General features: G+C 58.9%; 19 protein-coding genes. 10 read left to right on the top strand and 9 right to left on the bottom strand.

Annotated elements, in window-relative coordinates; genetic code table 11:
• Positions 1–40 precede the first annotated feature (40 nt).
• Genes CI807_RS14195 through rpoE form a run of 3 tightly spaced genes read right to left on the bottom strand, consistent with a single transcriptional unit; the run spans position 41 to position 2,220 of the window.
• The gene (locus CI807_RS14195) at positions 41–1,003 is read right to left on the bottom strand and encodes a MucB/RseB C-terminal domain-containing protein (protein WP_095015081.1); all 963 of its coding nucleotides are present in this window, start codon (positions 1,001–1,003) and stop codon (positions 41–43) included.
• A 15-nt stretch (positions 1,004–1,018) separates the two neighbouring features.
• Positions 1,019–1,606, bottom strand: coding sequence for a sigma-E factor negative regulatory protein (locus CI807_RS14190; protein ID WP_016975168.1), 588 nt, complete (start codon positions 1,604–1,606; stop codon positions 1,019–1,021).
• A gap of 32 nt (positions 1,607–1,638) precedes the next feature.
• Positions 1,639–2,220: an RNA polymerase sigma factor RpoE gene (gene rpoE, locus CI807_RS14185; RefSeq protein WP_003172477.1), complete on the bottom strand. Its 582-nt coding sequence runs from the start codon at positions 2,218–2,220 to the stop codon at positions 1,639–1,641.
• Positions 2,221–2,683: 463 nt separating this feature from the next.
• Here rpoE and nadB point away from each other — a divergent pair, with 463 nt between their 5' ends.
• Complete coding sequence (gene nadB, locus CI807_RS14180; RefSeq protein ID WP_095015080.1) at positions 2,684–4,300, top strand: L-aspartate oxidase; 1,617 nt, start codon at positions 2,684–2,686, stop codon at positions 4,298–4,300.
• Here the strand turns inward: nadB and CI807_RS14175 are convergent.
• Positions 4,269–4,715 carry a protein YgfX gene (locus CI807_RS14175; RefSeq protein ID WP_095015079.1) on the bottom strand — a complete coding sequence of 149 codons (447 nt, stop codon included), beginning with the start codon at positions 4,713–4,715 and terminating at the stop codon, positions 4,269–4,271. The two genes, nadB and CI807_RS14175, sit on opposite strands and share 32 nt — an antisense overlap.
• Positions 4,699–4,953 carry a succinate dehydrogenase assembly factor 2 gene (locus tag CI807_RS14170; RefSeq protein ID WP_014717362.1) on the bottom strand — a complete coding sequence of 85 codons (255 nt, stop codon included), beginning with the start codon at positions 4,951–4,953 and terminating at the stop codon, positions 4,699–4,701. Before CI807_RS14170 ends, CI807_RS14175 begins: the two co-directional genes overlap by 17 nt.
• Positions 4,954–5,093: 140 nt before the next feature.
• Here CI807_RS14170 and CI807_RS14165 point away from each other — a divergent pair, with 140 nt between their 5' ends.
• The gene (locus CI807_RS14165; protein ID WP_095015078.1) at positions 5,094–6,035 is read left to right on the top strand and encodes a folate-binding protein YgfZ; all 942 of its coding nucleotides are present in this window, start codon (positions 5,094–5,096) and stop codon (positions 6,033–6,035) included.
• 36 nt (positions 6,036–6,071) lie between these two features.
• The gene (locus CI807_RS14160) at positions 6,072–6,893 is read left to right on the top strand and encodes an HDOD domain-containing protein (protein WP_095015077.1); all 822 of its coding nucleotides are present in this window, start codon (positions 6,072–6,074) and stop codon (positions 6,891–6,893) included.
• Here the strand turns inward: CI807_RS14160 and CI807_RS14155 are convergent, their stop codons facing one another.
• Positions 6,894–8,279, bottom strand: coding sequence for a sensor histidine kinase (locus CI807_RS14155; protein ID WP_095015076.1), 1,386 nt, complete (start codon positions 8,277–8,279; stop codon positions 6,894–6,896).
• Entirely contained in the window at positions 8,272–8,943 is a 672-nt protein-coding gene (locus CI807_RS14150; RefSeq protein WP_010212220.1) for a response regulator, read from the bottom strand. Before CI807_RS14150 ends, CI807_RS14155 begins: the two co-directional genes overlap by 8 nt.
• Before the next feature lie 234 nt (positions 8,944–9,177).
• Between CI807_RS14150 and CI807_RS14145 the strand changes: the two genes are divergently transcribed.
• From CI807_RS14145 to CI807_RS14115, 7 genes are all read left to right on the top strand, one after another.
• Complete coding sequence (locus tag CI807_RS14145; RefSeq protein WP_095015075.1) at positions 9,178–10,470, top strand: OprD family porin; 1,293 nt, start codon at positions 9,178–9,180, stop codon at positions 10,468–10,470.
• Between the two features lie 33 nt (positions 10,471–10,503).
• Positions 10,504–11,487, top strand: coding sequence for a tripartite tricarboxylate transporter substrate binding protein (locus CI807_RS14140; protein WP_033902662.1), 984 nt, complete (start codon positions 10,504–10,506; stop codon positions 11,485–11,487).
• A 59-nt stretch (positions 11,488–11,546) separates the two neighbouring features.
• Positions 11,547–12,005, top strand: coding sequence for a tripartite tricarboxylate transporter TctB family protein (locus tag CI807_RS14135; protein WP_016975160.1), 459 nt, complete (start codon positions 11,547–11,549; stop codon positions 12,003–12,005).
• A gap of 1 nt (position 12,006) precedes the next feature.
• The gene (locus CI807_RS14130) at positions 12,007–13,521 is read left to right on the top strand and encodes a tripartite tricarboxylate transporter permease (protein ID WP_012722750.1); all 1,515 of its coding nucleotides are present in this window, start codon (positions 12,007–12,009) and stop codon (positions 13,519–13,521) included.
• Positions 13,514–14,542 (top strand): AbrB family transcriptional regulator, encoded by a 1,029-nt coding sequence (locus CI807_RS14125; protein WP_095015074.1) that lies wholly within the window; start codon positions 13,514–13,516, stop codon positions 14,540–14,542. Before CI807_RS14130 ends, CI807_RS14125 begins: the two co-directional genes overlap by 8 nt.
• A gap of 391 nt (positions 14,543–14,933) precedes the next feature.
• Complete coding sequence (locus tag CI807_RS14120; RefSeq protein ID WP_256578762.1) at positions 14,934–17,543, top strand: YncE family protein; 2,610 nt, start codon at positions 14,934–14,936, stop codon at positions 17,541–17,543.
• Between the two features lie 141 nt (positions 17,544–17,684).
• On the top strand, positions 17,685–21,296 hold the full coding sequence (locus tag CI807_RS14115) for a YncE family protein (RefSeq protein ID WP_095015073.1): 3,612 nt from the start codon (positions 17,685–17,687) through the stop codon (positions 21,294–21,296).
• A 112-nt stretch (positions 21,297–21,408) separates the two neighbouring features.
• Here the strand turns inward: CI807_RS14115 and CI807_RS14110 are convergent, their stop codons facing one another.
• Complete coding sequence (locus CI807_RS14110) at positions 21,409–23,703, bottom strand: autotransporter outer membrane beta-barrel domain-containing protein (protein ID WP_095015072.1); 2,295 nt, start codon at positions 23,701–23,703, stop codon at positions 21,409–21,411.
• A 206-nt stretch (positions 23,704–23,909) separates the two neighbouring features.
• Positions 23,910–25,868, bottom strand: coding sequence for a hypothetical protein (locus CI807_RS14105; protein ID WP_095015071.1), 1,959 nt, complete (start codon positions 25,866–25,868; stop codon positions 23,910–23,912).
• Positions 25,869–25,915: the final 47 nt, after the last annotated feature.

Below are 25,915 nucleotides of genomic sequence, written 5' to 3'. Positions count from 1 at the left end.
AAATACAGTGAAACGTCAGGATGAACATAGGATTAACGGCTCACGGCTGGGTGGCTGGCTTTTTTTCACCGCGCACTGATAACGCGATACGTTCTGCGGTGCCAATGGGAATTTCGCCCACCACCGTCACCATCATTTCGCCGTCTACCGTATTGAGGCGACGGGATACAGCCACCGTTGGGCCGAGCTGGGTGCGGGTTTCCGTGACACTCGCGTCACTGATCGGCTCCAGGAACACGGAGAAACGCGCCAGCCCGTCCTCGTACATCAGGCTGTCGACTGTTGCCTTGGTCTGGGTGTCTTTGCGGGCGCTGGTATTGGTCAACTGAAAGCCCGGCGGTAGCCACTCCAAATGCCACGCCTCGGTAGACTGCACCTCGGGTGCTTTGTCACTGGCGACCGATACAGGTGTGCATTCGCTGCTGGGCTGCAGGTCGCGATCATCCGGGACGATTGACGTGTTCAAACGCGTGAACTGGAATCGCTCCAGCAACTGCCCTTGGTCATTCAGCAAAAGCGATTTGAGCGGCAGCGCGGTTTCACGATCCAGGTGCAGTTCAAAACCGTAACGATACTGGTCACGCGGCGTGATCGACACGATCACCGCGTTACGCCCGGCCACGCGGGATTTTCCGATGACGGCCAGTTCGTAGAATTGATTGAGTTTTTGCGGATCCAGCGCACGGGACGGCGCATCACGCGAGTTGCCGAGGCCTGCGACAAGGGTGCCGCTGACACATTGGGTCCGGCCATCCAGCCGCACGACTTCCTGGGCAGAACCATCAAGCTGCAAAAGCCGCTCACGGACCTGACCATTCTGGACACGATGCCAGATGTCATGAGTGGAAAAACTGCCGTTACGCTCGTAGACGAACGTACCTTGAAAGCTTTGCTGCTGCTCTGCACGCCCAAGTCGAGTCAGCCAGTCTTGGGCTTCATCGGCGTGGGCGGGGAGTGCAAACCAACCACTGAGCAAAAGCGTAAGGAGCGGTATGGCTCGCATAGAGCTCCTTACGGATTAGCGGTTTTCCAGGCTTGCTGCGCGAGCGTATGGCAGAGCGGTTTCAGTGCCTTTCAGAGCTGATTCCTGAGCGTGTTGGCGCAGGTAGCCTGGAAGACGCTGGTCCTGCCAGCCGGATTGCCCTTGCAGAACACCATTGGCCATCGGGCCGGTGGTGTCAGAGCTTTCCTTGTAGCCGGCCAGTACCGCTGGGCCTTTGACCTGGGGTCCAGCCATCACCGGTTGCTGAGTCTGCTGGGCCAGTTCGGCACCGGCGATTTCGTCCTGGTTGTACAGGCGAACACCTGCCAATACAGCAACGGTCACCGAGGCAGCGACTGCCAGGCGACCCAGGCTACGCCATGGACCACGAGCAGCTTTTGCCGGAACGGCTTCATCAGCCAGCGCGGCAGAAACGGCCGCAGCAATATCCAGACGAGGGATTAGAAGATCCTTGTGCATCACCGCCCGAGCGACTTGGTAACGAGACCAGGTATCACGGGTTTCGGCATCATCAAATGCGTTGAGCACTCGACGAAGTTCCAGTTCATCCGCTTCGTTATCCATCACTGCGGACAGCGATTCCTGCAGGGCATCACGACTCATGGCGGTTCCTCTCTTGGCTGTCGCCGCTGTCTTTAGTTTTCCTGCAACAACGGTTGCAAGGCTTTATCGATGGCTTCCCGGGCCCGGAAAATCCGTGACCTTACAGTCCCCACCGGACACTGCATGACGCTCGCAATGTCTTCGTAACTCAGACCATCGAATTCACGTAAAGTTAACGCCGTACGCAAATCTTCTGGCAGTTGCTGAATAGTGCGATGAACGGTGCCTTCGATCTCGTCGCGCAGCAATGCACGCTCCGGCGACTCGAGATCCTTGAGGCCGTGATCACCATCATAAAATTCCGCATCTTCTGAACTGACATCACTATCCGGTGGGCGGCGTCCGCGAGACACCAGATAGTTTTTCGCCGTGTTGATGGCGATTCGGTATAGCCACGTGTAAAACGCACTATCACCGCGAAAGTTACCAAGTGCACGGTAAGCCTTGATAAAGGCTTCCTGTGCAACGTCCTGCGCTTCATGGGTGTCGTGCACAAACCGCACGATCAACCCGAGAATTTTGTGCTGGTATTTCAGCACTAGCAGATCAAAAGCTCGCTTGTCGCCGCGTTGAACGCGCTCGACCAGCTGCTGATCCTCTTCCTGGGTTAGCATGAACACTCCTCGTTGTACTTGAAGGAGGCTTGCATAACTAAACGATCAGGCTTGCAAACATAGACTCGGTCTTTTCGCAAAAGTTCTCCCCCTTCAAGCAAGTTTCCGGCACGCACTGATTTGGCACACACGAAAAACGCAGCACGGGCATGGCCGACTGCGCGAATAATCTTGTCGCCGGTTTTCTGACGCGTCCAATGCTCCCGACGGGCCAATAAACTCAACGTTTTCCCAGCTTTCGGGCAACCTGCTATTGAGTCGGGGCTTATGCAAAAAGTTCCCACCTCAATAACCTGGCGATTTTACCCTAGCCGTGCACCGTAATCTCACATTGCCACGAATGCCCGGCTATTGTGCCGCTCCACCCCTCTATATACTAGTAGCCCGTGTGACCCTTTGATTCGCCGATCCAGGCGTCCTGTTTGCGCCACCTCTTCGGATCGCTTTTTGCGGAATCCTTCCAATGAGCCAACAGTTTCAACACGATGTCCTGGTGATCGGCAGCGGCGCGGCCGGTTTGAGCCTTGCGCTGACCCTCCCCAGCCACCTGCGCATTGCGGTATTGAGCAAAGGCGACCTGGCCAACGGCTCGACATTCTGGGCCCAGGGCGGTGTCGCCGCCGTGCTTGACGACACCGACACGGTGCAATCCCACGTCGAGGACACCCTCAATGCCGGCGGTGGCCTGTGCAATGAAGAGGCGGTGCGCTTCACCGTCGAGCACAGCCGTGAAGCCATCCAATGGCTGATCGACCAGGGCGTGCCGTTTACTCGTGACGAACACGCCGGCAGCGACGACGGCGGTTTTGAGTTCCATCTGACTCGCGAAGGCGGTCACAGCCACCGCCGTATCATCCATGCTGCCGATGCGACCGGCGCTGCGATCTTCAAAACCCTGCTCGAACAAGCCCGACAACGCCCCAATATCGAATTACTGGAACAACGCGTCGCGGTCGACCTGATCACCGAAAAACGCCTGGGCCTGGATGGCGAACGCTGCCTCGGCGCCTACGTGCTCAACCGCGTCAGCGGCGAAGTCGATACGTACGGCGCGCGCTTCACCATTCTTGCCTCTGGCGGCGCGGCCAAGGTCTACCTCTATACCAGCAACCCCGACGGTGCCTGTGGCGACGGCATTGCCATGGCCTGGCGTTCGGGCTGCCGGGTGGCGAACCTGGAATTCAACCAGTTCCACCCCACTTGCCTGTATCACCCGCAAGCCAAGAGTTTCCTGATTACCGAAGCCCTGCGCGGCGAAGGCGCCCACCTGAAACTGCCCAACGGCGAGCGCTTCATGCAGCGCTTCGACCCACGCGCCGAATTGGCCCCGCGCGATATCGTCGCCCGCGCCATTGACCATGAAATGAAGCGCCTGGGCATCGACTGCGTCTACCTGGACATCAGCCACAAGCCCGAAGCCTTCATCAAGACTCACTTCCCCACCGTCTATGAGCGTTGCCTGGCGTTCAACATCGACATCACCCAAGGCCCGATCCCCGTAGTGCCGGCCGCGCACTATACCTGTGGTGGCGTGATGGTCGACCAGCACGGTCGCACTGACGTCCCAGGCCTGTATGCAATTGGCGAAACCAGCTTCACCGGCTTGCACGGCGCCAACCGCATGGCCAGCAACTCGCTGCTGGAGTGTTTCGTGTATGCGCGCTCGGCGGCGGCAGACATCCTTGAACAACTGCCGCGTATACCGGTGCCGGCCGCCCTGCCCCGCTGGGACGCCAGCCAGGTCACCGACTCGGATGAAGACGTGATCATCGCCCACAACTGGGACGAGCTGCGCCGCTTCATGTGGGACTACGTGGGGATCGTACGCACCAACAAGCGCCTGCAACGCGCGCAGCATCGGGTGCGGTTGCTGCTGGATGAAATCGACGAGTTCTATAGCAACTACAAGGTCAGCCGCGACCTGATCGAACTGCGCAACCTGGCCCAGGTGGCGGAGTTGATGATCCGCTCGGCCATGGAGCGCAAGGAAAGCCGCGGCCTGCATTACACCCTCGACTACCCACAGATGCTGCCCGAAGCCCGCGACACTATCCTGGTGCCAGCCACCTACGGCGGCTGAACTTCAGGCGTACCCGCAGGCGCCGATGCACATCGGCGACCTGCGAATCCCTGGGCACACACACAGAACGTATCCGCCATTCGCCCGGCACCCGGTAACGCAAAACGACGATCAATGGCAAGGCGAGGCTGTCGGGACGTAATTGCACGCTGTGCCAGCCCCGCTGCGCATTGAGCAACTGCCAGCCGTCGGCGTCGCGGCGCAGGCCACGAATCGACGAACGGTGAGTCAGCAGGACAGCGCGCGGCAAAACCCAGGCCGCGTGCGCCAGACACACCAGCAGGCCAAGGCTTGAATAGGACAGATCAAGAAACAAAAGCGCACCCAGCGCGAACAGCTGGGCAAGGAGATACGCCGCCAGCAACAGCCGTGAGGCCTGCCAGCGGCATTCAAAGGTATTACTTGGGCTGGACACGGTCCAGGATCATCCGAACCATGCGCTGCAGCTCTGGATCTTCGGATTCGGCGCGCTCCATGAACCAGCCGAACATGTCCTGGTCTTCACAAGTCAGCAGCCTGACGTAGAGGTCGCGATCCACCTGATTGAGCGTTGCATAGACCTCTTTGGTGAACGGCACCAGCAACACATCCAACTCCAGCATGCCACGACGGCTGTGCCAGTAGAGACGATTGATTTCTACATCTTCGACCATGGAGCGCTCCTCAAATAGGCGGCAAGTATACAGGCCCGACGGCACCGGAACAGTCGGCTTTGGTCGCCCCATACGGAAACTATCCATTTGCCGGGCGCCCCTCTATGATGCACCCATGACTTTTTGACCTGCGATGACCCATGGCTGACTCTGCTTTCTTCTGCCCCCTGTCCCACGAAGGCGTTCTCGCCGTCCGCGGCTCTGATGCCGCCAAATTCCTTCAGGGCCAACTGACCTGCAACCTCAATTACCTGAGCGATACCCAGGCCAGCCTCGGCGCGCGCTGCACGCAAAAAGGGCGCATGCAGTCGAGCTTCCGCATCCTGCTGCAAGGTGACGGCGTGTTGCTGGCCATGGCCACCGATCTGCTGGAACCGCAACTGGCCGACCTGAAGAAGTACGCCGTGTTCTCCAAATCCAAGCTCACCGACGAAAGCGCCGCCTGGGTGCGCTTCGGCCTGGTGAATGCGGACACGGCCCTGGCCAGCCTTGGCCTTGAACTGCCCGCCGACACCGACAGCGTCGCCCGCAACGATACGTTGATCGCCATCCGTATCTCCCCAGATCGCGCTGAACTCTGGGTGCCAGCCGAGCAAGGCGACGCCGTACGCGGTCAATTGGCTGCAACCCTTGAACAAGCCAGTCTGAATGAGTGGCTGCTGGGGCAAATCCGCGCCGGCATCGGCCAGGTCATGCCGCAAACCCGCGAGCTGTTTATCCCGCAGATGCTCAACCTGCAGGCCGTCGGTGGCGTCAGCTTCAAGAAAGGCTGCTACACCGGCCAGGAAATCGTTGCGCGCATGCAGTACTTGGGCAAACTCAAGCGTCGCCTGTACCGTTTGAGCCTCGATGCGCCTGAACTGCCCGAGCCAGGCACCCCGCTGTTTTCCCCCAGCCACAACAGTGCAATCGGCGAAGTGGTGCTTGCCGCAAAAGCCGGCGAGAGCATTGAACTTCTGGCCGTGTTGCAAGCCGAAGCTGCCGATAGTGGCGACGTGCACGTAGGCACCCTGGAAGGCCCCGGTTTGCAACTGCTCGACCTGCCTTACACGCTCGACCGTGATCGAGAGATCCAACGCTAGTCGCCGTACCTTTTTGCAACACCCTAGAGAGCATGAATGAACAAGCTGGCGGAAAAAGTCCAACAGGCTTTAGTAACGGCCATCGACAACGATGACCTGGTTCTGCCGACATTGCCGGAAGTGGCCCTGAATATTCGTCAGGCCGCTGAAGACCCGGAGATCAGCATCAGCCACTTGAGCAAAGTGATCGGTCGCGATACTGCGCTGTCGGCACGCCTGATCAAAGTGGTCAACAGCCCGTTGTTGCGCGCCACCCAGGAAGTCACCGACCTGCACACCGCCATCACCCGGCTGGGCACCAACTACAGCAGCAACCTGGCGATCGGCCTGGTGATGGAGCAAATCTTCCACGCCCGCTCCGATGTGGTCGAACAGAAGATGCGTGATGTATGGCGCCGCAGCCTGGAAGTGGCGGGGGTGAGTTACGCGCTGTGCCGCAGCCACAGCCAGCTCAAGCCGGACCAGGCGGCTCTCGGCGGCCTTGTGCACCAGATCGGTGTGCTGCCAATCCTGACGTACGCCGAGGACCACTATGAGTTGCTCGCGGACCCGGTGAGTCTCAACCACGTCATCGAAAGCATCCACCCGCAACTGGGCGACAAACTGCTGAGCGGTTGGGATTTCCCGGAAATGCTCGCCAAACTGCCCGGCCAATACCTCAACCTGGAACGCGACTCGGCCAGCCTCGACTACATCGATCTGGTGCAGGTTGCCGTGCTGTATTGCCATCGCGGCACTCATCACCCCTTGGCCAGCGTACCGGTCTCGGCGCTGCCGGCGATTAAGAAGCTGCGGGTCGATCCTTACAGCGACGCCTTGCGCGCCGAGTTGGATGAAGCCCGTTCGATGTTCTACTGATCAACCCGCAATAAAGCTTACCCGCACTTTCAGTCCGGCCTGCTCGCCATCGTGCAGGCTGATCTGCGCCAGGTGCGCCCGGCAGATCTCTCCCACAATTGCCAGCCCCAGGCCAGAACCCATGCCCTGCTGACTGCGACGGTAGAAACGCTCGAACACGCGGTCCCGTTCATCGAGCGGGATGCCTGGGCCATCGTCTTCCACTTCCAGCACCGCCGGCGCTGTCACGCGCAGGATCACATTGCCGCCCGGTGGTGTGTGAGCCAGGGCGTTGTCCACCAGGTTGCTCAGCAACTCATTCAACAGGGTCGGCTCACCGCGCAACCACACCGGTTCGTCGGCCTCCAACGCCAGCGCCACGCCGCGTGCGTGGGCCAACGGCGCCATGGCCATGCCCAACTCGCGCGCCAACTGGCTGAGGTCAAGTAACTGTGCGCCGCCCTCGGCAATGGCGCGGGCACCGTTTTCGATACGTGCCAGAGACAGCAATTGATTGGCCAGATGGGTCAGGCGGTCAGTGCCCTGGGCTGCGGTTTCCAGGGTACTGCGCCAGGTGGCCGGATCCTCGGCGCGCAAGCCTAGCTCCAGCCGGGCCTTGAGCGCGGCCAGTGGCGTGCGTAATTCATGGGCTGCATCGGCGATGAACTGCGCCTGCCGTTCGAACTGTCCGCGCAGGCGTTCGGTAAAGTGGTTGAGCGAGCGCACCAGCGGCCCGAACTCATGCTGCACTTCCACCAAGGGCAATGGGCGCAAGTCGTCAGGCTGACGCTCTTCGACCGCCGTGCGCAGGCGCTCCAGTGGGCGCAACGCCGCGCTGACGGCAAACCACACCAACAACAACGCACCGATGGCGAGCATCCCCAGGCGCAGCAAGGTGTCTGCCATCAAGCTGCGGGCCATACTCACGCGCGCCTCATCAGTTTCAGCGACACGGATTTCTGCCATGCCGTTCATGTTCGGTTCGGAGACCGCCTTGAGCAGACTCACCACGCGCACCTGCTGGCCCTGATACATGGCGTCATAGAAGCGTGCCAGCGCCGGATAGTCATCGGTACGCGGCGTGCCAGGCGGCGGACCGGGGAGGTTTTCATAGCCGGAAATCAGCTTCTGGTCGATGTCATTGACCTGATAATAGATACGCCCGGCGCTGTCGTAGGCAAAGGTGTCCAGCGCCACATAGGGAACATTAGCGCTTAGAGTGCCGTCCACCTGGGTCAATCCGGCGGCGATGGTGCGCGCCGAGGCCAACAGCGTGCGGTCATAGGCAGTGTCAGCGGCTTCACGACCATTCCAGTACGCGCTCATGCCACTAGCGAGCATCAACAGCACCAGCAACAACGCCAGGTTCCACAGCAGGCGCCAACGCAGGCTGCTGGGCTTATGCATCGCGGGCTTCCAGCAAGTAGCCGAGGCCGCGGAAGGTCACGATGGCGATGGGCTGGCCGTCGAGTTTCTTGCGCAGGCGATGCACGTAGATTTCGATGGCGTCGGGGCTGGCTTCTTCGTCCAGGCCGAACACCTGGGAAGCCAGTTGCTCCTTGCTCATCACCCGGCCTGGCCGCGCAATCAGCGCCTCAAGCACCGCTTGTTCACGGGAGGTGAGCGTCATCAGCTCGCCGCCCACGGTGAAACGTCGGGTGTCGAGGTCATAGACCAACACGCCGCAGGCCTGCTGGCGCTCGCCGCCCAGCACGCTACGCCGCAACAACGCCTTGACCCGCGCCTCCAACTCCGTGAGTTCGAAAGGTTTGGCAAGGTAGTCGTCCGCCCCAAGATTAAGACCGTGCACGCGGTCTTTCACATCACTGCGCGCCGTCAGCATCAGCACTGGCAGATTTTTCCCACGGGCGCGCAGGCGTGCAAGCACCTCGAAACCGTCCATGCGCGGCAGTCCCACATCAAGGATCGCCGCCGCGTATTCCTCGCTGCTCAGGGCCAGGTCTGCCGCCACGCCGTCGTGCAGCACGTCGACGGTGAGACCCGTGCTCTTGAGCGCTTGCGCGACACTTTCGGCAAGTTGCAGATGGTCTTCAACCAGCAGGACACGCATGGATTTCTACCTCGTTCAGGGGTGGTCGGCGCCACGCTTTGGCGGGCAGTTTACAGGCGCCGCCTGGCCTGTGAAGCCCGAAAACATTGAAAGGCCGCTGAAAGGTTAGTGAAAGCTTCGCCCTTTAGCATCCAGCCACGGTGGTCTATGCCCGCCGAGCGACCTCAGCGTCGCGCCCGAAAAACGCCTCGAAGCGTTTTCGCCAAAATAAGAACAATAACGGAGTACACAACGATGCTGTCGACACAGCCCCAGGCCCCCTCGCCTGTTCGTTTTTCTCGCCTGACCCAGACCGCCCTCGCCAGTGCTGCTACCCTTGCCGGCTTTTCGCCGCTTAGCCAGGCTGCCTTCTTCGAAGACAGTAGCGCGACCCTGGAAACCCGCAACATGTACTTCAACCGCGACTTTCGCGATGGCACCAGCGCCCAGCAATCCAAGCGCGACGAATGGGCCCAGGGCTTCATGCTCAACCTGCAATCGGGCTACACCGACGGCACCGTCGGTTTTGGCGTGGATGCGCTGGGCATGCTCGGGGTCAAGCTCGACTCCAGCCCCGACCGCACCGGCACCGGCCTGCTGCCCACGCATGACGATGGCCGCGCCGCCGACGAGTACTCCAAGCTGGGCCTGACCGGCAAAGTGAAGATCTCGGCCACCGAGCTGAAGATCGGCTCGCTGATCCCCGAACTGCCGATCCTCAAGCCCAACGACGGCCGCATCCTGCCGCAGACTTTCAATGGTGGCCTGATCACCTCCAAGGAATTCAAGAACCTGGTGTTCACCGGCGGCCGCCTGGACAAAGCCAAAGACCGCGACGACAGCAACTACGAAGACATCGCGCTCAACAACAAGAACAGCCGCTTCGTCAGCGGCGCCACCGGCAAGCACTTCAACTTTGGCGGCGCCGACTACAAGTTCGCCGACAAGATCACCGGCAGCTACCACTTCGCCCAACTCGATGACGTGTACCGCCAGCACTTCCTCGGCCTGGTGGCTGCGCGCCCGATGGGCCCCGGCACCTTCGGCACCGACCTGCGCCTGGCCATCAGTGATGACACTGGCAGCGCGCGCGGCGGCAAAATCGACAACAAATCCCTCAACGGTCTGTTCAGCTATGCCCTCAATGGCCATAAGCTCAGCGCCGGCTACCAGCACATGTCCGGCGACAGCGCCTTCCCGTATGTGGATGGCAGCGACCCGTACCTGGTCAACTTCGTGCAGATCAACGACTTTGCCGGCGCCGAAGAACGCTCCTGGCAGGCGCGCTACGACTACGACTTCGCCAAACTGGGCATCCCCGGTTTGAGCTTCATGAGCCGTTATCTCTCGGGTGACAACATCAAGCTCAAGAACGGCGAGACCGGCAGGGAGTGGGAGCGCAACAGCGAGATCAAGTACGTAGTGCAGACCGGCACATTCAAGGATGTAGCCGTGCGTCTGCGTAATGCCACGTATCGTTCCAACTACTCAGCCCGTGATGCGGATGAAATGCGCTTGCTGGTCAGCTATAGCGTCGCACTTTGGTAGTACCCCCTCATAACAACAAAGATGGAGATAACCATGACCCCTTCACTGCGTAAATTGGCCCTCGCTGCCGGCTGCATGCTGTTCGCCGGCCAACTGCTGGCTGCCGACGAACCCAAGCGCCCGGAATGCATCGCCCCGGCCTCGCCGGGCGGTGGTTTTGACCTGACGTGCAAACTGGCGCAAAGCGCGCTGGTCAACGAGAAGCTGCTGAGCAAGCCGATGCGCGTGACCTACATGCCAGGCGGCGTGGGCGCAGTGGCCTACAACGCCGTGGTCGCCCAGCGTCCAGCCGATGCCGGCACCTTGGTGGCCTGGTCCAGCGGTTCGCTGCTGAACCTGGCCCAGGGCAAGTTCGGTCGCTTCGATGAAAGCGCCGTGCGTTGGTTGGCAGCGGTCGGCACCAGCTACGGGGCCATCGCAGTGAAAGCCGACTCGCCCTACAAGACCTTGGACGATTTGGTCAAAGCTCTGAAAAAAGATCCGGGCAGCGTAGTGATCGGTTCCGGCGGCACCGTCGGCAGTCAGGACTGGATGCAAACCGCGCTGATCGCCAAGGCCGCCGGGATCAACCCGCGCGAACTGCGTTACGTGGCCCTCGAAGGCGGCGGCGAAATCGCCACCGCCCTGCTCGGCGGTCACATCCAGGTAGGCAGTACCGACATCTCCGACTCCATGCCGCACATCCTGAGCGGTGACATGCGCCTGCTGGCCGTGTTCTCCGAGCAGCGCCTGGACGAGCCGGAAATGAAGAATATTCCGACCGCCAAAGAGCAAGGCTACGACATCGTCTGGCCGGTGGTGCGTGGTTTCTACCTCGGGCCAAAAGTCAGCGATGCCGACTACGCCTGGTGGAAAGACGCGTTCGACAAACTGCTGGCCTCGGAAGAGTTCGCCAAACTGCGTGACCAGCGCGAGCTGTTCCCGTTCGCCATGACCGGCCCGGAGCTGGACACCTACGTGAAGAAACAGGTGGCTGACTACAAAGTGCTGGCCAAAGAGTTCGGCCTGATCCAGTAATCGCCCCTCTTTTGCCCGGTCACGCCCGTTGAACACGCGGCGTGGCCCAGGAGTTCAACATGCTCTTACAACGCATTTTCGCCTCTGTGCTATTGCTGGCCTGTGCCGCCCTGGCACTGATGGCCTGGCCGTATCAGGCGTCGTTTTCCTACGAGCCGGTAGGACCTCGCGCCTACCCGCTGCTGATGCTCGGGCTGATGAGCCTGGCACTGATCTACATGCTGTTTCGCCCACAGCCGACCAAACACACTGAAGAAGAACCCGCGCTGGACCGCGAAACCCTGATCAAGATCGGCATCTGCGTCGGCCTGTTGATCGTGTTCGCCGGCACCTTCGAATCCCTGGGTTTCATCCTCAGCAGCATGCTGATCGGCATTCCGATGGCGCGCCTGTATGGCGGTCGCTGGTTGCCGAGTGTGGTGATCGTCAGCCTGATGGCGATTGGTCTTTACCTGCTGTTCGATAAAGCCATGGATGTGCCGCTGCCCCTCGGCCTGCTCGACGTTCTGGAGAACTGATATGGATACTTTCGGCTACTTGGGCCAGGGCTTCGGCGTTGCACTGTCCCCGTACAACCTGGTGACCGCACTGTGCGGCACCCTGATCGGCACCGTGGTCGGCCTGTTGCCGGGCCTGGGCCCGATCAACGGCGTGGCGCTGTTGATCCCCATCGCGTTCGCCCTGGGCCTGCCGCCGGAATCGGCGCTGATCCTGCTGGCAGCCGTGTACCTGGGCTGCGAATACGGCGGGCGTATCAGCTCGATCTTGTTGAACATCCCGGGCGAAGCCTCCACCGTGATGACCACCCTCGACGGCTACCCGATGGCCCGCAAAGGCCTGGCCGGTGTGGCGCTGTCGTTGTCGGCGTGGAGTTCGTTCATCGGCGCGTTTATCGCCACCTGCGGCATGGTGCTGTTTGCGCCGTTGCTGGCCAAATGGGCGATTGCCTTCGGGCCGGCGGAGTATTTCGTCCTGATGGTGTTCGCGATTGTCTGTCTCGGCGGTATGGCCGGTGACAAACCCTTGAAGACCTTTGTTGCAGCGCTGATCGGCCTGTTCCTGTCGGCGGTCGGCATTGACGCCAACAGCGGCGTGTACCGGTTTACCGGCGACAACATCCACCTCACCGACGGTATCCAGTTTGTGGTGTTGGTGCTGGGCCTGTTCTCCATCAGTGAGATCCTGTTACTGCTGGAAAAAACCCACCGTGGCCAGGAAGCCGTGAAGGCCACGGGCCGCATGATGTTCAACCTCAAAGAAGCGGGCGCGGTCTTTGTCGTCAACATCCGCTGCGGTTTGCTGGGTTTCATCATGGGCGTATTGCCGGGTGCCGGCGCGACCTTGGCCTCGGCCGTTGCCTACATGACTGAAAAACGCCTGGCCGGTGCCAGCGGCAAGTTCGGCCAGGGCGACATGCGCGGCCTCGCTGCTCCAGAAACCGCCATCGGCGCATCCGCCTGCGGCGCCCTGGTGCCCATGCTGACCCTCGGCGTACCCGGTTCGGGCACCACGGCGGTGATGATCGGCGCGCTGTCGCTGTACAACATCACCCCGGGTCCGCTGCTGTTCCAACAGCAACCGGACATCGTCTGGGGTCTGATCGCCTCGTTGTTTATCGCCAACATCATGCTGGTGATCCTCAACATCCCGATGATCCGCATCTTCACCCGTATCCTCGCCGTGCCGAACTGGGCGCTGGTGCCGGTGATTGCCATCATCACGGCGATTGGTGTTTACGCGGTTCACGCCACCACCTTCGACCTGTTCCTGATGGTCGGTATCGGCATCTTCGGCTACATCTTGCGCAAGCTCGACTTCCCGCTGTCGCCGGTGCTGCTGGGCTTTATCCTCGGCGGCTTGATGGAACAGAACCTGCGCCGTGCGCTGTCGATCTCCAACGGTGACCTGCAGATCCTCTGGTCGAGCCCGATCACCTTTGGTGTGTGGGTACTGACGGCGCTGATGCTGGCTTTCCCGTTGATCCGCATCTACCGCAAACGTGCCCTGCAGCGTCGTGCCGTGGCCGATGTCTGAGGTCACCTTTAAACATTGGTGGGGAACACCGCTGGTCGGCTTGGCCGGCGGTTACCTGGCCAGCCTCGTCGGCTGGCCTTTGCCATACATGGTCGGCTCGTTGCTGGCGATCATCCTGGTGCGCTGCCTCACGCCGTGGCAGTTGGCGGAGATTCCCGGCGGGCGCAAATGCGGCCAATGGGTGGTGGGGATCGGCATCGGCCTGCACTTTACGCCCGTGGTGATCGAGCAGGTGATGAGCCACTTCGGGCTGATCTTCTTCGGCGCGCTGGTCACCAGTTTGTCGAGCGTGGTCGGCGTGTGGCTGATGCGGCGCAGCGGTGAAGACCGCGCCACCGCGTTTTTCTCGAGCATGCCGGGCGGTTCCGGCGAGATGGTCAACCTTGGCGCCCGTAATGGCGCGGTGCTTAGCCGTGTCGCGGCGGGGCAGAGTCTACGAGTGCTGGTAGTGGTGCTGTGTGTGCCGGCGATCTTCAAATATCTGCTGGAAGGCGGCACGCCGCAGTTTCATCCGGCGCCGGTGAGTTGGCCTTGGCTGTTGGCGTTGTTTCCGATAGGCGCGCTAGTGGCCTGGGGTTGGCAGCGGTTGCGTCAGCCAAACCCATGGTTGTTCGGGCCGTTGCTGGTGAGTGCGACGGCCAGCGTCGTGTGGGATTTGCATATCGGCCTGCCCGATGGCGGCAGCCAGATTGGCCAATGGTTGATCGGCAGCGGCCTGGGCTGCCATTTCAACCGCCAGTTCTTTCGGCGTGCACCGTCGTTCATGGGCCGCACTTTGATCGGCACAGCCTTGACCATGGCGCTGGCCACATTGGCCGCGGTGGGGTTGAGCGCGCTGACTCATCTCGACCTGCGCTCGTTGACCTTGGGCATGATGCCCGGCGGGATTGCCGAGATGAGCCTCACGGCCGAGACCCTGCAACTGTCGGTGCCATTGGTGACGGCGATGCAAGTGATGCGCTTGTTGTTCGTGTTGTTTTTGGCGGAGCCGTTGTTCCGGCACTGGAACCGCCAGCCCTAGCTTCTGCACCAGAGGTGGCCCACCCCGGGCCACTACCGCCTGTCGGCACTGTCAGCTCTCACAGCTATACACCCCTCGGTCATTCTGGGCTCAATCCTGCTCAACTCAGCTGCTCTGCACGAGATGTTGACCATGACTCCAGCCCTGAACGCACTACCTCCCGTCTCGCAGTTATCGCCTTACATTCCCGGCATGACGACCCCGGTAGTGGGGTTCTCTGGAGGTGTATCTCAACAACTTCTGGAGGGCCACGGCAGCGCGGGCTTGATTTGCATCTTGCGCGCCTACGCGGGCCAGCTTGAAGGTGATTTCATCGAGTTGTTCTGCGGCAATCAGGTACCGGTCGATTTTCATACCGTGACCGAACAGGAGGCCCGCGAAGAAAAGCTGATTGTTCTCCGCGCAAATCGTCGAGGCCCCCACCGGCACTCTCGATGCAGACAGGCTGGCAGGACAAGACGCGACACTCCGGGTTGCCATTGCGGGTAAAGGCTGGGCCGCGGGCGATGGGCTAAGGCTGACGATTCGGGGTCGCACGCAGGAAGGCGTCGACATTGAACAGCGCTACGACGCCAGCATCACTTCGACCACAATCACTTTCGCCGACGTCCCATGGCCCAACGCAGACCTGCGTTTGCTGATCGGCGCATTGATCCAACTGAGCTATGAGCGAATTCGCGCGGGACAGGTCAACCTGCCTTCGGAAAACACCTTCGTACAGGTGGAGGGCACCCCGGACTACGCTGGCCTGCCGGCCCCCGAAGTAACCGCTGCCAGCGCAGGCGTGCTACATCCCTTGACGGATCCAGTGACCATCACGATAGCCGCCTACACCGGCCAACTGCCCAATGATCGAGTCGTGCTCGTGCTCAAAGGGACCTCCGCCAATGGCCACCGTTTTTATCAGGAACATGCGCTGCCGGCCGGCCAGGACACTATCATTTTCGACCTGCCCAACGGCGCAAATGGCGATATTCGTCAACTCGATGGCGGCAGCCTCATGCTCTACTACTACATCAACATGGCCGGGGCTCGCCCACCGTCTGCCAGCCTGACACTCGCCATCGGCGAACCCCAGGACGCCCTCCGCCGGCCGCAGGTCCAGCAAGCACCGGCACCCGGCTTCACTTTCGACCCTGAGGTATCCCGAGGCAATGCCAACGTGACGGTACCGGCGCACGCTTCGTTCACTGAAGGCGCCACAGTCACCTTGTATGTCGAAGGCAGCGCCATGGGCGGCAGTGCGCCACCCGACCGCTTTCCCATCACACTGCCGCGGGTCGGCCAGAATCTGTTGTTTGTCATCGCTAGAGTCTTCGTCGTGGCCAACCTCAACGGCTCGGCACGCATTTACTACCGGGTGGAAAAACCCGGCCAGCGTACCCGCTATTCGCAGGCACTGGTGATGAAAGTCGGCAGCGGGCTGCAACTGCCGGTGCCGCATATTCTTGAAAGCACCGTCACCGGTCCGGGCACCGCCAGTCTCAACCCGCTTCACGTGCTGAACCCTCCGATAGGCACCTTCCGGGTAAGCTACAGCCCGATGCTGGCCAGCGATGATATCCAGCCGCAGTTCATGGGCACATACGGCCCCGGAACGCCGCTTATCCATCCAAAACCAGGCGATCCGCAGCGGGGGCATGTCGACTTCAACGTCAGTAACCAGGTAGTTGCCGCCAACCTGGGCAGAAATGCTCGTTTGTCCTACACCGTCACCCGCGCCGGTGCCACGACCGCGTCCCAGGTGTTGACTTTGACCATTGACCCGTTGGCCGAGCAAGTGCTGGACGTGGTCAGCGTGCCCACGGAGTCGAACGGCATCATCAACGCCAATGCGACGCACAGCGTACTGATACTTGCCTGGCCGTTCATGCGCGTCGGACTTCCGGTGTGGATCAATATCAAGGCAGCGGCCAATCTGGTGTTGCGTGACGGTACGCCGCTGAGTGCCATAGAGTTCAGTACCAAGCGTATCGAAGTCGCTCTGCCCGCCGACTACCTGCGTTCGTTGCCCACCCAGAGCAACCTGAGCATTGAGGCGCGGGTTTCGCTGAACGGCAGCACACATAAGGAGTTCGCCGTTGCCTTTCGTACCGTCAACTACCGGATCACCAACACCGTCGGAATTTTTGCCAGGATCCCGGTGGGTAGTTCGCCAAACGCCCTTGTACTGAGCCCTGACGGCACACGACTCTACGTAGCCTGCGCCTTTGGCCGCCCCTCGATCTGGGTGATCGATACCTTGCGTAACCGCGTTATCAATAACTTCGACGTACCGGGTTCGCCCCTGCGGATTGCCATTCACCCAACGGCCCAGCGCCTGTACGTGACCGACAACAGCAGCGCCACCGACACACCGATTCGCATCTACAGCACCCAGGATCATTCACTGGTTGAAACGCTGACGGGGTTCACCACCGTCCGGGGCCTCGCCTTCAACAGCAGCGGCTCGCGCCTGTATGTGGCGGATGGTGGTGCATCACAGTTGGTAGTCATCGATACCAACAACCACCAACCCGTGGCCTCAATCGCCGTGCGTGACCCTTACGATGTCGTTATCAGCCCGGATAACACGCGCGCGCACGTCGCCACATTCTTTAACTGGTCCATCATCAACCTGCTGAACAACACCCTGATCAACAGCGTAGACACGCACTCACAACCAGTGACCATTGCCCATAACCCCCGTGGTTCGCAGGTGTACATCACCGGGCGAAACAACGGCCTCGTCACGACCGGTCATACGCTGACTCAGCGCATCGAAGAAACACTGACCGGTATGCAAGGCCCTTACGACATCGCCTTCGAACGCGTACGTGATCGTGCCTACGTGTCGCAGACAGACGGCGACCTGCTGAGCATTATCGATACACGTACCCGGCGGGTCATCGGCTCGTATGCAGGGTTTGACAAGCCGCGCGCGGTCGTCATAGACCCAGGCGGCTCCCACGGGTACGTGGCCAACATTGGCGATGACTCCGTTTCCCTGGTGGTGTTTTAGCTGACCGCAAACATGGGGCGTGACCGTTCGTCGGCGCTGTCAATTCTCACAGCTAGGCAGCCCCGTGCAGGAGATGTTGAATCGAGCGAGCCGACGCCTCGCGGCAGCCGTCCAATCAACTGTCTGAGCAGGATTACGATCATGACCACAACCTCCGATGACCAAGTGCCCACTCCCAGCAACGCTGTGTTGCCCTACGTTCCCCCAAGCGATGAGCACAGCACACGTAAGCCAGACAATCTCCGGCGTGAATGCTTCACGTTGCCTCAGCCTGACGACGCGTTATTGACCCCTCAATCGTTTCGCCAGACGCAGTTCGCCGACCTTCCTTTGTACTTACCGACGCAAAGCAACCCTGTCGTCGGTTTCCACGGGGGGCTTAACTCGGCGGCGCTGGAGGTGAGTGAAAAAGGTGTCGCCTGTATTCTGCTCAGCTATCTGGGCCAGACAGAAAACGACTTCATCGAGTTGATGCTCAACGACGTTCGGGTTGCATTTCACACGGTGACAGAAGAGGAAGCCCGTGACGGCGCGCAGATTGTCCTGTACGCACTCAGTCAGTATTTCATCAGGGAGGCGGGCAATAGGCTGCAGGCATTCGTAACGCCTGTCTCAGGCAACAAACAACAAACCCAGCTCTTCAATATCAAGGTTGATGACAATCACCCCGCTGGACTTGACCCGCAGCCCAGTACACCGGAAAACGAAAACCTAGCCAAACCCATATTACCCCAAAAGGTCATAGATTTTGGCGTGGACAGCGAAACCGCGGGTAGAGGCGTACCGGTAATCATCGACAATTACCCGGTAAATCGCTCGTTGCCCAACGTTTACCACCGTAAGGTGCGTGATCGCATTCGCCTGAGTATCGGCGGGGTAATACTTGAACACAGCGTCACCGAATTTGAAGCATCGGGTAGTGCGTCCATTACTATTTGGGTCTACGCGGCCACCTGGGCTTTGGTGGGCAGCGGGGTTCATCTCTGTGAATACAACGTTATCGACGAGGTAGGCAACGCGTCCCGTGGGTTCTCACCTGCACAAGAATTGGAAGTGCGCCTTGACGATGGGGCAGAGCCGCTGTTGCGTGCAGCCTATATTGATGAGTCCGAACAGGATGCCGAGGGTAGGGATCAACTCAATGCTGATCATCTCAATGGCAATCCGGCGACGATTATTATTCCCGTACGAAATGAAGGTTATCTCGTCGACGATACGATTCGTGTGAGGGTCAACGGCGTAACCGGTGGGGGTATTGGGCTCATCAAGTTTTACGATTTCCCTGTCGTCTCAAATACCATCAATACCGCGAGGATCCTCTGGCCGTTCGCAGACATCCTGCCTCTGGTCAAAGGCCGCATTCATATCATCTATCAGCGCCTACGCACAGGCGTTCTACCGCGCAACTCCAATGGCACGACCGTCAACATCGTCGGCACTCCTGGAGAGTCAGACCTGCCAGCCCCCATTGTTGAGGACGCCATTGGCGGCACGCTGCCCGACCCCGACGTCGATCCGTTTTTAGTGCGCATCAAGTCCTACCCTGGCCAGCTTTTCAACGATTACGTCAAACTGGTACTGCAAGGCACCCGCGCCAACGGCAGCTCCTTCTACGCCGAATACAGCGATCAGGCAGGCACCGGCGATATTTTCTTTGACATACGCAACGGACCCAACGGGCCCATCGCCCCATTGGCGGGCGGCTTCCTTGACATCCACTACGAAGTCAACGATCGGCCACCGTCAATCAAGCTGACGCTTAATATCGGCGCGCCCCAAGCCTCATTGCCTGCACCGACAACCCGGCAGGCTGTGCCGCCGAGCCACATCTTCGACCCCCTAATCAGCAAGGCCAATCTGAATGTCATCGTTCGCCAACATGCCAGCTTTGTACGGAATGCCATTGTTACCCTGCATTTTGAAGGTAGTAAACCGAGCGGTAGCAATCCGCCGATTCGTTTTACGATCGATTCAAACTGGGTTGGGAAAGACCTGGCCTTCACAATTGCCCGAAATATCCTCCTGAATAACCTGAACGGCTCGGCAAAACTCTACTACACCGTCGATGTACCTGGGCAACCAGGCCAACTCATCTCCCATGACCTGGTAATTACCATAGGCAGCGCACTGGATTTGGCAGAACCGCACGTATTGGAGGCTACCCTGATCAAGCCGCCCTCCCTCGCCGAGATCGACCCTATAAATGTACTGCCGCCGCGCCCCGAAGTTGTCACTATTCGCGTGACCTACGCCATGCTCGCCAGCGATAACGTCAAGGTGCGCATCATCGGCGAAGACGGCAGTGAGCATCAGGATATCGCCATGAAGCCCGGCATACCTGATGCAGGGGAGAGCTACATCACTTTCACCACACCCAACAGATTTGTAGGGGTGTTCCTGGGGCGCACGTGCCGGGTATTTTTCGAGGTGGTTCGCGACGGCGCCACTACCCCCTCCAGGGAGTTGACGCTGGAGGTCAAGAAGCTGCCGCAGCAGTTGCTGGATGTGGTCAGTATTCCTGAAGCGGAAGCGACTGGGGTGATCGATGCTAATTCGACCAATAGTGTGGAAATTGACGCCTGGTCGTTTTTCCGTCTAGGCCAGAGGGTCTGGATTTCTCTGCATGGCGATGTGGACCTTCAGCTACGCGCTGCTGGACCGGTGACGCTCGCCGAGTTCAATGCCGGTCGAACGCTGGATCAGATTCCGCAAGAGTATCTGCGTCAACTCAACAATGGTGGCTCGCTGACAGTGAAAGCTAGCGTTTCGCTCGATGGTACGGGCGACGAGGCGACGATGGTGCATTTCACATGGATAACGTATGGGGTCAGGAAAGGGCAAGGAGAGATCATTCGTGAAATTACGGTTGGCAATGGCCCTGCCAAAGTTTTAATCAGTACTGACGGAACAACCGCTTATGTCGTAAATAGCCTTCAGCCCTCCGGTATCTCAATAGTCACCCTTGCGAATAGCACGGTCAGAACAATCAGTTACTACTACTCCCTCTTTGACATAGCATTACACCCTAAACTCCCGCTGCTCTACCTCGCAGGCAACACCACCTCTACCGGAAAAACACTGTACGTCTACAACACCAACAGCTTCACCTACACAGCCCCCTTTAATATCGGCGGTGTACTTCGCCCCATTTGCCTAAACTTCACAGGCACACAACTGTGTGTCGGCCCCGTGAGCACCACAACTACCGCCCCCACGATTTATAACTTCGACACCAGCAATTACTCTAGTCGTGTTTACTACTACGGCGGACAAGCTCAAACCCAAACGGAGGTCATCACAAACCCAAGGGACACCGCTTTATTCTTAACAGGTACGTTTACGCAACGTTTTACTCTGAGCAGCGGAGTTCGTACTCACAACCATAACAACGCTGCACTTGCTCAAGGACTGGCTCACAGTCGACTTAATGTAGGTCCCGAACGACTCTATGTCGCCAACTCCGGCGCGAACAGTGTTCTAATCTTCAACACTGAAAACAATGGGCTAACGCTCAGCAAAACCCTCACGGGAATTTCGGACCCCAGAGCCGTTGCTTTTCACCCCTCTCAAACTCGGGCCTATGTGACAGAGCTCGCCAATAACTGCGTGAGAGTAATTGATACGATCACTGAAGAATTCATCGGCAGTATTTATGGTTTCAACCAACCTCGAGGAATCACTTTCACACCTGACGAAAAATTTTTATTAGTCACTAACTACGGCGGCAACACATTATCGGTGGTGAGTATTTAAACCTATACTCGACAGCCCTTAAACCAACTTAAACCCTAAAAAATGCCCCGTCTCTTTCGAGACGGGGCATTTTTAATTACTCGCCAGATAAAACTACATATGGGCTATCCGTTTAGAAGTCATACCGCAACCCCACATTCACCCCATACGGCTGCTTGATATTCTTACCCACGCTGTGCTCCACATCCGCATGCAGCTTCAAATTCTGCGACACCGACATCGCCATACCCGCCCCAAACTTCAGGCGCGAACCCGACATATCATTGTTGAACGAATTGTCATTAACGAACACCTTGTTGCTCTGGTCGAACTCATGCGCCACGGCCGCCTTCAAGTACGGCTGCAATACTTCGCCGCTTTCCAGCTGGATATTACGCCCTACGGTGGTACCGATTTCACCGATCACCGAACTTGAACGATCGCCCTTGGCATCCAGGCCGTTGTCCAGCGTGTAGCTCTGAGCCTGGGTGATGGCAGCAGAGACTTGGCCGTAAGGCTCGACGAAGAAACCATCGTCCAGCGTGATATGGCGGCCCACTTCAGCCGACGCGGTTACCGCGTTTTGCGTGTAGTTACCTTTGGCTTTCTTGCCGTCGCTCATGGCGACATCGGACTCGTTGTGCAAGCGGTTGAACTTGAGCACGCCGTCGAAGTAGAAGCCGCTCTCGGCATCCAGCCAGGTGGCGTAACCACCCACGTAGTAGCTGTTGATGGTGGCGCTGCTGCCACGGTTGAGGTCCAGGTCCGAGGTGCTGTGACCGACCATCGCACCGATCAACCACTGGCCGTCGCCGCCGTCTATCGGGGCATCAGCACCGAGGGTGAAGCCGCGTTGCGACTGGTTGTAACCCAGGCCGGTCTTGTCATTGCCCACTTCATACTTGTTGCCATACGCACGCGTCCACAGCCCGGCCGACTGGCCTTCGCTGAAGCGCAACTCGCCCATACGGGTACGCAGAGTGGTCATTTCACCCAGCAATACGCTTGGCGCTGCGTTGAACAACGCCAGGACCGAGTTGGTGCTTGGGCTGATCACTTTGTTGCTTGGGTCGAGCAGCCAGTCCTGGCCCTCGTTGTCATTGATCAGGCTGTAGGAGTAGGTGCCCACATCCACGCGGTCGCCGACCAGGCTGAACTGGGCAACACCGTCTTCGGTGTGTACCACGTGCAGGCGGTCATCGCTCAACGGGTCGGCGCCGCTGCTGGCGATCAGCAGTTTATGGTCACCCGAAGACGTGCCGGTGACGTTGAGGAAATCGCCGGTCAAGGTGGAGAAGTCGGCACTCATCATGAAGGTGCCGTTACCCGACAGGTTTTCCACGTCCAGTTGGTAGAACACGCCCGGGTCACCGAACTTGACGTTACCGCCCGCCAGGGACAGGTCGCCCACGCGCTGATCGTCGACCATCACCCACATGGCGTCGCTGTTGATCGCCAGCTTGTCGACGTTCTCCAGGCGGCCGGTGAGGACCGAGCCATTGTTGAGCCCAACACTGGCCGAGCCGCCGGTGTTGATCACGTCGCCGTTCATGAACGCGCCGTCCAGGTTCAGGTCCAGGGCGCTGCCGGCGCCGACCTGGATGTTACCGGTCAGGGCGCTGTTGTTGACACGCATGTTGGCGTTGCCGCCGTTGATCAGCTCCAGCATGTTGCCGTTGCCGCCGATCAGCGTGGAACCGTTGTTCACATCGATTTCGGCAGTAATTGCCTGGTTCACCAGAATGGCCGGCCCCTCCACGCCTTCAACACGCGAACCTTCCAGTATCAACACCGGAGACTCGGTTACCGTGCGATGTTCGCGGGTCATCGTTACACCGCTGGTAGCGCCGGTGATAATGCTGCCTACCACGGTGGCCTTGCCGCCCATCAACTTCAGGCCTTCCTCGCTATCTCCGGTCAACGTCGAACCATTGAGTAACTGCAGGTGGCTGAACGCAGTGACCGTCGCACCATAGGTAGCGCCCTTGATATGACTGTTGCTCACCACGGCTTCGGAGCCAATGTCTTCTGACATGGAGCGACCCAAATCCATACCGCCCTTGAAGTGGCTGGTAATTTGCGAGTTGGCAATGTGGGCATTGCTCTGGTGCAGAAACACAGCCGAATCAGAGGTGGAGTAACCGTCGACGCGACCACCGTCCATATTCAAGCTAGACGCACCGGTCACGCGAATTTCACGCGTGACACCACCTGGCTTCACATTCAACACGCCGCCGCGTTGCACAACATAATTGTCGGTGTGTGAGCCAGGGATAACATCATAGAAGCCCGGGCCATTCTGCCCGTCGACGACTTTAACGGCCATGGCTTGCTCGCCCAACAATACCATTGGGGCGGCAACAATAAATCTGATCGCGGTGGATAAACGCGAATAACGCAAACGCGAAGTAATGGAGATAGGGCTCATGTTTTTGCGACTCTCAGAAAAAGTTCCAGTTCGAAATCGGGCCCATATCGAATAGGTTGCCGTTTTCAAGAGACGCAGAGACTAGAGATCGAAACAGAAAGGATATGTAGGAATTTCCTTATCTCTGACCTAAAAAAATCCCCTCGTGCGAGGGGATCTCTAAGTATCAGAATGAATGTATTTACTGGAACGTGTTTGTCCAAGCCTCAGACCAATGAACCCCGTCGCAGTGTAATGGGTGCACACGTCCCTGTTGCACCACTGCTGCGAACATCCCAAAGCACGGTCACCGTATCAGAGGTGCCACTCTCAGGCGGTGGCCCTTCGCGAACGATGCTCCAACTGATTTCCAGCCAGCCGCGTCGCCGTGTCGGATCGCCGTCAAAATAAGGCAAGACAAAATCGTAGGTAAAGCCGTTTGTCTTTTCAGCAAACCCGATCCCCTGTGGCAGACTGTTTACCTCACTGCCCGCCACTGGTGTCGGAGGTTTAACCGCACCGGAATAGAGATAGCGTACGGCGTGAATAATGACAGTGTCGCCGACTTCCAGCGAAGCTGGATCAAAAATTCTGACGGGCACTTTCAACCAAGGCCTTTGATCACAGGAAATAAAGGGAGGGCTGGTGGAAGGCGGCGGCGGAGTGAACAGATCAGTAAAGATAGGGTCGGCCAAGCCATCTAGCGAAAAGACGTTAACCGAAACGTTCTGTGGCCGGGATTGCTTGTAGTTGTTGGCGTTGCGTACCAGGTACCAACAGGGATTCTCACCGTTGCCGTATTCTTCTACTGCGTCCCGCTGAATAATCACATCCACAATGTAGTCATCAGGTTCCGTACCGTTGAGCGGGTACGTAGCGACGTGTCGCCCGCCCATCGTTCCGTAAAAGACCTCAATAAACTCGGTTGCCGGAAGCGTTGTACGCCCCGCGTAGATGGGAAACCTGACATGAATTTCACCGTCCAGATCGGTTGCAATCAACGCGTTATCAACCGCCGAATCCCCCCTTACCACAGGCAATACGAGTGTTGGGTCCACTGGCCCCGGCCCGACGATCTCCTCACCTGGCTCCACAAAGTCGACGTCGACTGGGGCCTCCGGAGAGGGGAAGGTATCCGTGCCACGACGAATTTCGTACTTGAAACGAGCAGTATATAACGTGCCACCCGCACGGAGTGTGGCGTAGCCAACAACAAACTCCAAAGGAAATACAGGGGTGACCCCAAGTTGAGTATTACCGAACTCAATACCGTTCGCGAATATGAACAACCTGTCGTTTGGGTTGAAGTCGACGATGGTAGGCACCGTCACCAACACTCCGCTTCGCGCTTCTTCCTTGTCGATCAGGGGTGCGGCATTGGGAATTACAGGCGCCAAAAGGACTGGCGGGTTGCTCGTCTTAACCGACAGCGTACGAGGAATCGACGCCTGTGTCGCGTTCCCGGCCCGGTCGAGGAATTGATAGGTGACTAAAAAATCACCTTCTCCAGCGGCCACAATCTGAGCGGTGGTAAAGGTGATCGTAATCGGCCCCGTCGTCGGGACCGTAACGGTCGTACCCGTATCATCTGTCTCACCGTAAAAGACAACGAGGATATCTCCGGGCTTTGAGTCCACGGGACGAGGCACGGTCAGCGTGACTCCGCCATTGGCCGCCAGGTATGCGGGTGTGACTCCGGAGGCCGGCAAGTCAATTGGCAGCAAAAGTGCCCCCGGCCGATTGTTGCCGTTGGGATCGATCGCGTCGACAGTGACCTCCTGCGGCAAGGAAAATTCGCCATTGGGCAAGCCGTCGAGCGTAACGGAGTAAGTAATCAATTTGCTCCCGTGGCTTCTAAGTCGATTGGACTTGAGAACGATGTCCACGTCACCCGTAATAGGGCCTTCGAACTCATCAAGAAAAACCTCGTTACTGTCAATCGCTATGCGAACCGTGTCGAATTCCCCGGGGAACTCTGCCGCATTCGGCCATAGCGGAAGCGTGATCGGCAACCCATTCCTCTGATACTCGGCTTTCACCACATTAGTTTGATCATCACCTACTACATCAGGCAGCGTATCGATATCAGCAGGTGCAGGCGGGGTAAGAGCAGTGGGCCATGTGTTAGGTTTGTTCACAGCCGCTTTAAGCGCCTTGGCGTCAGTGAAACGTTTTGGGTTTGCCATTTTTACAAACTCCCTAGTAGAAATAACCGTAAGCCACCCGTATTGGG

Origin of the sequence: Pseudomonas sp. NS1(2017) (genome assembly GCF_002269425.1) — a bacterium.
Classification (GTDB): Bacteria; Pseudomonadota; Gammaproteobacteria; order Pseudomonadales; family Pseudomonadaceae; genus Aquipseudomonas; species Aquipseudomonas reactans.
This window is presented reverse-complemented; position numbering and strand designations above follow the sequence as displayed.